The 11392-nt window shown below is 69.4% G+C and carries 8 protein-coding genes and 2 riboswitches; all 8 genes read right to left on the bottom strand.

Annotation, left to right across the window (positions count from 1 at the left end; translation table 11 throughout):
• Positions 1 to 64 precede the first annotated feature (64 nt).
• Positions 65 to 192: riboswitch (cobalamin riboswitch) on the bottom strand.
• Positions 193 to 264: 72 nt separating this feature from the next.
• The 8 genes from surE to ABD210_RS25120 all read right to left on the bottom strand — a co-directional run bounded on the left by surE (position 265) and on the right by ABD210_RS25120 (position 11338).
• The gene (gene surE, locus ABD210_RS25085) at positions 265 to 1038 is read right to left on the bottom strand and encodes a 5'/3'-nucleotidase SurE (protein WP_344114549.1); all 774 of its coding nucleotides are present in this window, start codon (positions 1036 to 1038) and stop codon (positions 265 to 267) included.
• Positions 1039 to 1062: 24 nt separating this feature from the next.
• Positions 1063 to 2595 carry an amidase gene (locus tag ABD210_RS25090; protein WP_344114550.1) on the bottom strand — a complete coding sequence of 511 codons (1533 nt, stop codon included), beginning with the start codon at positions 2593 to 2595 and terminating at the stop codon, positions 1063 to 1065.
• On the bottom strand, positions 2588 to 2818 hold the full coding sequence (locus tag ABD210_RS25095) for a hypothetical protein (protein WP_344114551.1): 231 nt from the start codon (positions 2816 to 2818) through the stop codon (positions 2588 to 2590). Before ABD210_RS25095 ends, ABD210_RS25090 begins: the two co-directional genes overlap by 8 nt.
• Positions 2819 to 2920: 102 nt before the next feature.
• Positions 2921 to 4555 (bottom strand): amidase family protein, encoded by a 1635-nt coding sequence (locus ABD210_RS25100; protein WP_344114552.1) that lies wholly within the window; start codon positions 4553 to 4555, stop codon positions 2921 to 2923.
• A 158-nt stretch (positions 4556 to 4713) separates the two neighbouring features.
• Positions 4714 to 8430, bottom strand: a complete 3717-nt coding sequence (cobN, locus tag ABD210_RS25105) for a cobaltochelatase subunit CobN (protein ID WP_344114553.1) — start codon at positions 8428 to 8430, stop codon at positions 4714 to 4716.
• Between the two features lie 37 nt (positions 8431 to 8467).
• Positions 8468 to 8598, bottom strand: a riboswitch (cobalamin riboswitch).
• Between the two features lie 36 nt (positions 8599 to 8634).
• Positions 8635 to 9609 carry a DUF3500 domain-containing protein gene (locus ABD210_RS25110; protein WP_344114554.1) on the bottom strand — a complete coding sequence of 325 codons (975 nt, stop codon included), beginning with the start codon at positions 9607 to 9609 and terminating at the stop codon, positions 8635 to 8637.
• Complete coding sequence (locus ABD210_RS25115; protein ID WP_344114555.1) at positions 9600 to 10283, bottom strand: histidine phosphatase family protein; 684 nt, start codon at positions 10281 to 10283, stop codon at positions 9600 to 9602. The genes ABD210_RS25110 and ABD210_RS25115 overlap by 10 nt, the downstream gene beginning before the upstream one ends.
• Positions 10274 to 11338: a cobalamin biosynthesis protein gene (locus ABD210_RS25120; RefSeq protein WP_344114556.1), complete on the bottom strand. Its 1065-nt coding sequence runs from the start codon at positions 11336 to 11338 to the stop codon at positions 10274 to 10276. Before ABD210_RS25120 ends, ABD210_RS25115 begins: the two co-directional genes overlap by 10 nt.
• Between the last annotated feature and the right edge of the window lie 54 nt (positions 11339 to 11392).

Here is an 11392-nt window from a genome sequence, read left to right on the forward strand (position 1 = left end):
TTCCCTTCGTCCTGCGGGTGTCCACGCCCGCCTCGGCACCTGGCACGCCGGAAACGCAGAGAGCGCTTCCTGGCGGACGGCAGCAGATGTCCTGGCTTCCGGGATACCCCGGTCACAGTGGCGGGACCGCCCCGGACTCCGGCCTTTCCAGGCCGTCACCGGTGTTCCTCCACTACCGTCCCGCCGATCATGGCACACCCACTCGCCGACGCCGTCTCCTGACTGGGTCAGGTGGTCACGACCACGTCCACCCGGAGGGCTGGTTCACCTCTTGGCGCCAGCCCACCACCTGACCAGGTACTGCGCGGCGGCGTCGTCGGGGACTTCCTGGATGCCGACGATCGGGGTGACGGTGATGTGGCCGGCCGCCAGCAGGGACTCGTCGGTGTCGAGGTCCTCGGCCGGGTCGGGGGTGCGGAGGGCGACCATCGGCTCGCCCGTCGGGGCTAGGCCGGCGACGAGGCGGTTGGGGTTGTAGGGAGCCAACCGGGCGCTTCGTACGCCGCGCAGCTCGCTCAGCGGCCGGTCGGGAACGTTGACGTTGAGGACCGTGCCGGCCGGCTCCTCGCTGAGCCAGCCGAGCAGCTCGGCGCCGACCTCAGCCGCGCTTTCCAGGTACTGCGGGTCTTCGGCGCCGATGCTCACCGCGAGACCCGACAGCCCCTGGGTCGCCGCGGTCAGCGCGGCCCCGACCGTGCCGGAGTGCAGGATCACGCCGAAGTTGTAGCCGTGGTTGATGCCCGAAACGACCAGATCCGGCGGCTTCCCGAAGGCGCCCAGCCGGGCCAGCGTGACGGCGAGAGCCGGGGTGCCGCCGATGCCGATGTAGGTGATCCCGTTCGCGTCTTCGGAGCGGGTCGCGATCGGCCGGTCCACCCACCCGGCGCGAGCAGTGCCGACGCCGCTCTGATCGTCGAGCGGGGCCACGACCTGAACGTCGTGGCCCCTCCCGGCGATAGCAGTCGCCAGCGCCCGGATTCCCCGAGCCTGATAGCCGTCGTCGTTGGTGATCAGGACTCTGAGCTGCTCGGAAGCCATGCCTCTACCCAATCACAACGCCGATCAGAGCGGCGGGCGCAGCTTGTGGTGAGTGGTCCCCCCCTGGAACGCGTGCGCCACCCGCAGCGCCAGTTCGTCGTCGCCCGGCGCGGCGTTGACCAGCATGAACAGCGGCATCCGTTCGGCGCCGGACAGCCCGGTCGGCACCGAGATCGAAGGCGAGCCGGTCAGGCTCCACGCGCTGAACTTGTTGCCGGACGACCGACGCGGCCGGGCCGGGTCCGTCGCGGGCGGCTTCAGCGTGGCGATGTCGTCCCCGGGGTGGATGAAGACGTCGACGTCGTCGAACATCGCCAGGAACCCCTGCATCCACAGCGCCCGCGCACGCTGGGCGTCCACGTAGGCATTCGCCGGCAACAGGTTGCCGGTGTTGACCTGCCGGCGGTACGGCAGCGTGAAGTCCTCAGCGCGCGCCTTCCAGTTCTGGTACTGGAAGGCGCCAACCTCGGCGTTGACGATGGGGGTGCTCATCGAGTTGAGGGTCGTGAACGGCTTCGGCAAGGTGTTGGTGGTGACCTGGACGACGGTCGCGCCGAGCGACGCGATCACCTTGACCGCTTCATCGAAGGCCGCCAACTGGTCGTCACTGGGCACGCCGCGGAAGTAGTCGCCCGCTGCCGGCACGCCCACGCGGATCCCCTGCAACGGACGTCGTCCACGATCGCGGGTCAACGCGTCCGCGAGCGAGTACCGCTGGACCGGCCGGGTGGTGGGATCGGCCGGATCCTGGCCGGCCATCACGTCGACCAGCAGCGCGGCGTCGAGCGCCGACCGCGCCAGTGGCCCGACGGAGTCGATGGTGTAGCTAAGCGGGAAGACGCCGTGCTTGCTGACCACGCCGTACGTTGTGCGGTAACCCGTGATCCCGCAGTAGGCGGACGGGATGCGGACAGAGCCGCGGGTGTCCGAACCGATGCCCGCCAGGAACTCTCCCGCGGCCGTGCCGGCACCCGAGCCGGAGCTCGAGCCACCGGGTGTGCGGGCGAGATCCCACGGGTTGTTGGTGGGGGCGGGGTCACCGGAGGCGAGCTCGACCGTTTGCGTCTTGCCGACGATGACCGCACCCGCTGCCTTCAGCCGGGCGACGCACGTCGCGTCGAACTCCGGACGGAAGCCGCGGTAGAACTTCGAGTTCGCCTCGGTCAGGATGCCCTTGGTGAAGATGATGTCCTTGAGCCCGATCGGGATGCCGTGGAGCGGCCCGAGGTAGCCTCCCCGCCGCACCAGCTTGTCGGCCGCCCGTGCCTGGGCGAGCACGTCATCGGAGGAGTAGGCGAGGGCGTAGGCGATCACGCGGTCCTCCACCTGGGCAGCGCGCGAGAGCACCGCCTCCGCGAGCTGCACGGCGGTGATCTTCTTCCGCCGGATCAGGTCAGCTGCCTCGCTGATCTCGAGGTCGTAGAGCGGACCGTCCGCAGACTGCGTGCGCGGAGCCGACGGCGTCGCCGCCATCGCTGTGGTTGCCGGAGCCGCGGCAGCCACCCCGGCGCCGACAGCCCCGATCAGGAATCTGGCCCGGCTGATCCCGTCAGCCATGGTGGCCACCTCCGGCGGACTCCACGACGGGGAGCGGAACGTACTTGGTCAGCGGGAACGGCGCGTTCGGCTGCCCGACCTGGTCGATGAACCCCGCGCACTCCTCCATCCCGTTCAGTCCTTCGGCGAACTGGGCTCCGTCGGGGAGCTGGCCCGGGCGCAGGCCACGGGCACGACCGATCCCCTCGGCGATCGCAGTGGCTTCGTCGCTACTTATCGGCACCGATTCCTCCTGATGGTTGTTTGCGGGTAGCAGTTGCCCGTCCACTGCAAATTAGTTGCATTACCAGGAATGCAATTAATTTGCAGTGGAGGGCGGCATGGATCAACGCGACAATGCCGGCGTACTGCGGGGCGGCTTGCGGGTGTTCGTGGCCTGCTCGAAGGCATACGCGAGAGCGAGCAGGCGCGGCTCGCTGAACTCACGACCGAGCAGTTCGGCGCCGACCGGGACGCCCAGCGGAGCCTGGGCGGTGGGGGTCGAGTATCCGCCGGGGAAGCAGACGGCCGGGAAACCGGTGCTGTTGGACAGAGTGCCGTTGCGCTCCGGCTGCGGTACGCCGACCGGGGCGACGAGCACCTTCTGCAGCGGGTAGAGGATCGCGTCGAGGTCGAGCTCGGCCATCTTCGCCGACACCGCGAGCCGGAGCTTCTCGCGGTTGACATAGTGGTCCTCGTACACCGGGTTCTTGAGGCCGTCCACGATGGCCAGTTCGGCCTCGATCGCGGCTTGCGCCTCGGGCGTCGCCGTCTTCGAGGCGACCAACTGGTCGAAGGTATGCACCGGGGCGTCCGGCCCGAGCGACGCGAAGTACGCGTCCATGGCCGTGTGCGCCTCCCACGTCGAGGTGACCACGACGGGCTGCAGGGAGTCGTACGCCGGCAGGTTGAAGCGGATGATGGTCGCCCCCTGCGAGTGCATCTTGGCGCTGACCGCGTCCATCACGCGGTTGACCTCCTGGTGGCGCGCCTCGGTGCCGAACAGGTTGGTCATCACGCCGATGCGTGCGCCACGGAGCGCGTCGCGGCGCAGCCCGTCGGTGTAGCTGTGGGGAGCGCGGCCGACGCCGTATCCCGTGACGGGGTCCGCCGGGTCGAAGCCCGCCATCACGTCGAGCAACCGGGCCGCATCCTCCACTGTTCGGGTGATCGGTCCGAGCTCGTCCTGGGTGATGCTGTTCGGGATCACGCCGTTACGGCTGACCAGGCCCCGGGTGGGACGCACGCCGACCAGACTGCAGGCCGAAGCCGGGGAGCGGACGGACTGGCCGGTGTCGCTGCCCGTGCCAAGCACAGCGAAGTTCGACGCGATGGCGGCGCCGGTCCCACCGCTGGATCCACCCGGCGTGCGACCGAGGTCGTACGGGTTGAGGACCTGACCGCCCAGTGAGCTGAGCGAGTTGCCGCCCCGCGCGAACTCCTGCAGGTTGGCCTTGGCGAGGATGATGGCGCCGGCCTTGCGCATCTTGTCGACCGTGTACGCGTCGTTCGGCGGCACCGACGTCCGCATCGCGGTGTTGCCACCGGTGGTCGGCAGGTCGAAGGTGTCGTAGTTGTCCTTCAGGATGACCGGGATGCCGTGCAGCGGACCGGTCAGGCCGGCCTTCCGGTACTTGCGATCCAGTTCGTCGGCGAGCTCGAGCGCATGCGGGTTGATCGTGATGATCGCCTTCAGCGCCGGCCCCTGCTTGTCGTAGGCCGCGATCCGGTCGAGGTACTGCTGCACCAGCTGCCGGCAGGTCAGGCGGCCGCGGCGATAGGCGTCGTGGATGTCGGCGACTGTCGCCTCCATCAACTCGAAGTCGCCTTTGCGCGGCTGGAGCGCGGACAGACCGGTCGCTGGAGTGGCGGACTCCTGGGCGAAGGCGGCACCTCCCGGCGCGGCGACGACGCTGAATGCACCGACGGCGCCGGCGGCACCGACGATGAATCCGCGCCGACCCATGTCTTTCTGTGACATCTGAATTCCTCACGTAGTGGTGAATCCGATTAATGTCATCGGATGTTTTCTCCGCACTACGGAAGTGTTTCTGTTCTGTGAAGTGATCTACTTCACCACACCGGCGGCCATTGTCCGCACGAATCCTTCAAAAAGCCGTGGTCGCGACCGGATTTCCGTCAGTCGCGATCCTCGATTTCGCCCTCGGTCTCCAGCACGGCATTACGCAGGGTTTCGAGCGCTTCCGGGGTCGGCGCTGCCCAGAGCCCGCGCTGCGCAGCCTCCAGCAGCCGCTCGGCGATCCCGTGCCGCGCCCAGGGGTTGGACTTGCGGAAGAACTCCGCCAGCTCGGGGTTGGCCACGTACTCCGTCGTCAGCGTCTCGTACATCCAATCGTCCACCACGCCCGCTGTGGCGTCGTACCCGAACAGGTAGTCGACCGTCGCGGCCATCTCGAACGCGCCCTTGTAGCCGTGCCGCTGCATCGCCGCCATCCAGCGGGGGTTCACCACCCGGGCCCGGAAGACGCGCTTGGTCTCCTCCTCCAGCGTCCGGGTCTTCACCTGCGCCGGGACGGCCGAGTCGCCGATGTAGGCCTTCGGGTTCGCCCCGGTCAGGTGCCGGACCATCGCCACCATGCCGCCGTGGTACTGGAAGTAGTCGTCGGAGTCCATGATGTCGTGCTCGCGCGTATCCGCGTTCTTCGCCGCCACCTGGATCCGGGCGTAGGCCCGTTCCATCGAGGGCCGGGCCTCGGCGCCGTCGAGGTCCTTGCCGTACGCGTAACCGCCCCAGACGGCGTACACCTCGGCCAGTTCGGCATCGGTCCGCCAGTTCCGCGCATCCACCAGTGGCAGCAGACCGGCGCCGTACGAGCCGGGTTTGGAGCCGAAGACGCGGGCCGTCGACGACCGCAGGTCGTTGCCTTCCGCAACATCCGCCAGGACGTGGGCCCGGAGGTGGTTGTCAGCGGCGTCCTCGTCCAGTGCGGCCACCGTACGGACGGCCTCGTCCAGCAGGGAGACCACGTGCGGGAAGGCGTCCCGGAAGAACCCGGAGATACGAATGGTCACATCCACCCGCGGCCGGCCGAGCTCGGCGATCGGGACGACCTCGAAGCCGGTGACGCGGCGCGAGGCCTCGTCCCAGACCGGACGGCAGCCGAGCAGCCAGAGCACCTCGGCCAGGTCATCGCCCTGCGTGCGCATCGCCGACGTCCCCCAGATGGTGAGACCGACGGACCGGGGCCACTCCCCCGTCTCCGCCTGATGCCGAGCCAGCAGCGAATCGGCCAGCGCCACGCCGACGTCCCACGCGTTGCGGCTCGGGATCGCCTTCGGATCGACCGCGTAGAAGTTGCGGCCGGTCGGCAGCACGTTCACCAGCCCACGCGTGGGCGAGCCCGAGGGCCCGGCCTCGACGAACCGGCCGTCCAGCGCGCGCAGTACGTTCGTCAGTTCGTCGCCGGTCCGGGCCAGCCGCGGCACGACCTCGGTCGCGGCGAAGCTCAGCGACGCCTCCACCCCGGCTGATGCACGACCGAGCACCTCGTCGACGACAACCGGCACCTTGGTCGCGTCCCAGCTGAGGGTCTCCATGCCGACGACGAGCTTGCGGGCGACCGCCTCCAGCAGGTCCACGCCGTCCGCTCCGCTCACGACAGGGAGGTCGGCCAGCTCAGCCAGCGCGGTCAGCTCCGGGACGACCTTGCCAGGATCGGCGAGCATCGCGGCCTCGTCGACGCCGAAGGTCTGGCCCAACGCGGCGCGGAGCCCCGGCACGGCGCCGGACCTGCCACCCCACATCTGCTGAGCGCGCAGGACGGCGAGCACGAGGTTGACCCTCGCCTCCCCGGCCGGACCACCGCCGAGGATGTGCAGCCCGTCGCGGATCTGTACGTCCTTGATCTCGCACAGATAGCCGTCGAGGTGCAGCACGAACTCGTCGAACTCGTCATCCTCGGGCCTCGACGACGTGTGCAGGTCGTGGTGCAGTTGCGCAGCCTGGATCAGCGTCCAGATCTGCGCCCGCAGGGTCGGCACCTTGTCCGGATCCAGCGCAGACACCGTCGCGTACTCGTCCAGCAGGTACTCGAGCTTCGCCATGTCGCCATAGGTCTCGGCCCGTGCCATCGGCGGCACCAGGTGATCCACGATCACCGCGTGCCCCCGCCGCTTCGCCTGCGTACCCTCACCGGGATCGTTCACGATGAACGGGTACACCAGCGGCAGATTCCCCAGCACCGCGTCCGGAGCGCAGTCCGCCGACATCCCGATGCCCTTGCCCGGCAGCCACTCCAGCGTCCCGTGCTTGCCGAGGTGCACCACCGCGTGCGCCCCGAAACCACCTTCGGACGTGGGAGCCTCCAGCCACCGGTACGCCGCGAGGTAGTGGTGCGACGGCGCCATGTCCGGGTCGTGGTAGATCGCCACCGGGTTCTCGCCGAAACCGCGAGGCGGCTGGATCATCAGTACTACGTTCCCGAACCGCAATGCGGCCAGCGCGATCGCCGGCTCAGGCCCGGAGGTGTCCACATACAGCGACCCCGGCGCCTCACCCCACGCCGAGGTCATTGCCTGCTGCAACGATTCCGGCACGCGGCCGAACCACTTCGCGTAGACGGACAGCGGGATCTTCGCGACGGCGTTCGCCAACTGCTCGTCGGTCAACCAGTCCACGTCATGCCCACCGGCCGCGATCAGCCGGTGGATCAGCCCATCGGCTCCTTCGGCGCCCTGCAGTTCTGACAGATCGAGGCCGCCCAGGTCGTAGCCGGCTTCCTCGAGCTTCCCGAGCAGCACCACCGCGGATGCGGGCGTGTCCAGCCCCACCGCGTTGCCGATCCGCGCGTGCTTGGTCGGGTACGACGACAGCACGAGCGCAAGCTTCTTCTCGGCTGCAGGGACGTGCCGCAACCGTGCCTGCGCCACCGCGATTCCGGCGAGCCGGGCGCACCTGTCCGGATCCGGCGCGTAGCTGGCGATCCCCTCGGCGTCGTACGCCTTGAACGAGAACGGGATCGTGATCAGCCGCCCGTCGAACTCCGGGATCGCGACCTGTGTGGCGGCGTCCAGCGGGCTGATCGCGGCGTCGCTCTCGAGCCACTGCTCGCGGGTCGACGTCAGCGCCAGGCCCTGGATCAGCGGGATGTCGAGCGAGGCGAGTGCGCCGGCGTCCCAGGAGTCGTCACCACCCGCGCTGGCGTCCGCCGCAACCGTCCCGCCCGCGGCCAGCAGCGTCGTGACGAGCACGTCGCACTTGCGCAGCAGTTCGAACAACCCGGCGTTGTCGGCGCTCGACGGATCCAGCCCGCGCAACGTCCCGCAGTACACGGGCAAGGCCTGGGCGCCGGCGGTCTCGACGGCATCGGCCAGTGTGTCGACGAAGGCGGTGTTGCCGGAGATCTCGTGTGCCCGGTAGTACACGATGCCGACCACCGGCCGGCTGTCCTCGACGGCCGTCCGCCCCGCGCGCACTCCGTACGTCGGGAGCGCGCGTGGCGGGTCGAACTCGTCACCGGTGAGCAGCAGCGTGTCCCGGAGGAAGCCGGAGAGGTTCGCCAGGTTCTCGGAGCCGCCTTCGCGCAGGTAGGCCAGGGCCTCGGTCACGGCACCGGCGGGCACGGTCGACAGGGACATCAGCTCGGCGTCGGGGGCGGCCTCCCCGGAGAGCACGACCGTGGGGATGCCCGCGGAGATGACGGCGTCGAGGCCCTCCTCCCAGGCGCGGCGACCGCCCAGCAGGCGGACCACCACGACCTCGACGCCGTCAAGCAGCGAGGCGACATCCTGGAGGTCGACGCGGGCCGGGTTGGCGACCTTCCAACCGACAGCCGCCTGCGACGCGGCCAGCAGATCGGTATCGGCGGTGGAGAGCAGCAACAGGTTCGCGGGCACGCGCGGCCGGTCCTTCCTCGGGGTGTCCACGCCCCAGGTGGCAGGTACGACGGCAGCAGTTCCTGACTCCCACACGAACGTGGTCACAGTGGCGGGACCGCCCCGGACTCTCACCGGGTTCCTGCTCACACCGTCGCTAACACGGCGACTCTAGCGGACCCCACGCCTTTGACGATCGGCCACGAGTTCCAGCCGCGCCACTGACTAGTGGCGGCCCATCGCGTAGTGGGCCGCCAGGAGGTCCTGCCCCCAGTCGTTGCGGAGGTCCCGCCAGACGGAGTGGATGTGGTTCGCGTCGTCCTGGGTGTTGTCGTACTCCGCCAGGAAAGTAGGCCCGGCGATCGAGTAGTAGTGCCCCTCGCCTGGTTCGGTGGCGCCTGCCCAGGCGAAGGTGAGTCGCTCGATACCGTGCTCAGTGATGTCCTGCCAGGTCTGTAGACCGATCGGCCCGGCCGCGCGCCCGACGTACTGGCCGATCAACAGGCTGAAAAGTTGCCGCTGCTGCGCGTCCATGTCGCCGTACGGGAGTCCCCGGTGCAGGACGCCGGGATCCGCGATCGGGTCGTGCCGGGTGAGGATGTCGTGCGGAGCCTCGCCCGACACGACGGCGACTGCGCGCTGGTCCGACTTCAGCGCGTTGAGCAGGTCGAACCCCAGATCCTGCTCGGCGGTCAGGAACCGTCGGCCGGCGTGCGGTCCGGCGAGGACCATGGCGGGGTTGGAGCCGAAGAACTGTGGGGTGAAGCCGATCGCGCCGTCGACGAGCGTCACATGCAGGGCGAGGTGGTGACCGTTGAGCCGCCACGCCCACGGCTCTGAGCCGGCCGGGTCGCCAAGCACCCGCAGGAAGTACCGCTCTCCGACGGTGCTGCCCGCCCATCCCCCGGTTTCCGCCACTGACATCGGATCGTCGAGCTCGCGAAGGATGATCTCGGCCGCCATCACCCCGCGGGTGTCGGCCAGCCCACGCTCGCTGTAGGAAAGCTCGAGCAGGCGCAGTGCGCTCCGTTCCTGCTCCGCCGAAAGCTCGGCCAGCGGCAGCCCCGGCCGGTCCCCGGGCAGATAGGTCCAGTCCTTGTGGTCCGGGGTGTCGAAGGGCGCGCTGATCTTGGCTCGCTGCTCAGGCGAGAGGCTCGCCAACAGCTCCAGCGCAGCGTCTCGGGTCTGCTCTACAACCATGCCGATCGCTCCCGTTCCGTCGGTTCGTACTCGGTCGTCCATCGCTCGAACGGCCGATCCAGCTTGTACCGGAAATCCGGCTGCCGCAGCAGCACGCGCGTCTCCGCGTTGTCCGGGTTGCGCAGGGTCTCGAAGAACTTCACCGACCAGTGGAACCAGCGCATGCAGAACAGCCGCATCGTCAGCCCGTGTGAAACTAGCAGCACATTGCGCGGCGAATCGGGCGTCTCAAAATCGCGGTGCATCGTCTCCAGGAAGCTCGACACCCGGTCGTACACGTCCGCGCCTGACTCGCCGTCTTTGAACCGGTAGAAGAAGTGGCCGTACGAGTCCCGCAACGCTTCCTGCTCCTCGATGTCGGCGGTGTCCTGGTAGTTGGCCCAGTCCTGCTCGCGCAGTCGCGGCTCCTCCCGGGCCAGGCCGATCAGGTCGTCGAGGCCGAGCGCGTCGAGCGTCTGCAGAGCCCGCTTGTACGGCGAGACGTAGACCCGGACGGGTTCGTCCTGGAACAGTTCGCGCAGCAGCCGCCCCGACTTGGCCGCCTGTTCGCGACCGTGCTCGGTGAGCGGGATCGCGTGGTCGGGGACGCGCTCGAAGATCGACTTGTCCAGGTTCGCCTCGGACTCCCCGTGCCGGATCAACGCGATCCGCCGCGGCCGCTGGCTCAGATGCATCGGCTCTCCGTTCGGGTCCCTCGTCCGATCCCTTGCGTCCGAAGGAGCCGGGGGCCCGCCCCACGGGTTTTCGGACGCAGCGCCAGGATTGCGGCGGTCGCAATCCCTTGCGTCCGAAGGAGCGAGGGGCCCGCCCCACGGGTTTTCGGACGCAGCGCCAGGATTGCGGCGGTCGCGGCGGCGGCGTAGGAGACGCGCCGGGCAAGAGCAGCCGTACGCCGGATGTCCGCGACGGCCGGGGGGATTCCATCGCCGAGTGTGCCGCGGTCCTCCACCTCGTCGCCGTAGGTGTTCGTCCCGCCCAGCCGCAGGTCGAGCGCCCCGGCGAAGGCCGCTTCGACCGGACCCGCGTTCGGGCTCGGGTGCTTCGGGGCGTCGCGGCGCCAGATCCGCCACGTCTCCCCCGGTCGGCCCGAGGCGAATCCCGTCAGCAGTGCGCAAAGTCGGGCCGGAACCAGGTTGGCCAGGTCGTCGAAGCGAGCCGGAGCCCAACCGAAGTTGCGGTACCGGTCCGAGCGATAGCCGACCATGGCGTCCAGGGTGTTCGCCGCGCGGTAACCGATCAGCCCGGGGATCCCCAAGACGCCACCCCAGAACAGTGGGGCCACGGTCGCGTCCGAGGTGTTCTCCGCCACCGACTCCACCGTGGCCCGGGCGAGTTCGTCGACGTCCAGGTCGGTCGCGTCGCGGCTGCACAGATGTCCGAGCCGCGCGCGGGCGCCGGCGATGTCCTTTTCCTCCAGGAATCCGGCCATCACCTCGGCTTCGCGCTCCAGGCTCCGTCCACCGAGCACGGCCCAGGTGGCAACCGCCGTCACCAGGGTCCTCGCGATCGGTCTGTCCCGCGTGAGCCTCTCGGCAACCACCCCGGCCGCTGCCGTCGAGCCGATCAGCAGCACCGCGTACGCCGTACCGGCCGCACGCGTGTCGTCGTACAGGCGGGTCTCGGCGCGAGCGGCGAGCTGGCCGAACCCGGCGACCGGGTGGAACCGCCTCGGGTCCCCGAGGACTCGGTCGGCGGCGAAACCGAGCAGAAGACCCAGAGCTCTGGACACTCCGGGAAGTCTGCCAGGCCCGCCAAGTCAGGCGCTGGGCGGAGTGTGGAAAGG

Origin of the sequence: Kribbella alba (genome assembly GCF_039529635.1) — a bacterium.
Classification (GTDB): domain Bacteria; phylum Actinomycetota; class Actinomycetes; order Propionibacteriales; family Kribbellaceae; genus Kribbella; species Kribbella alba.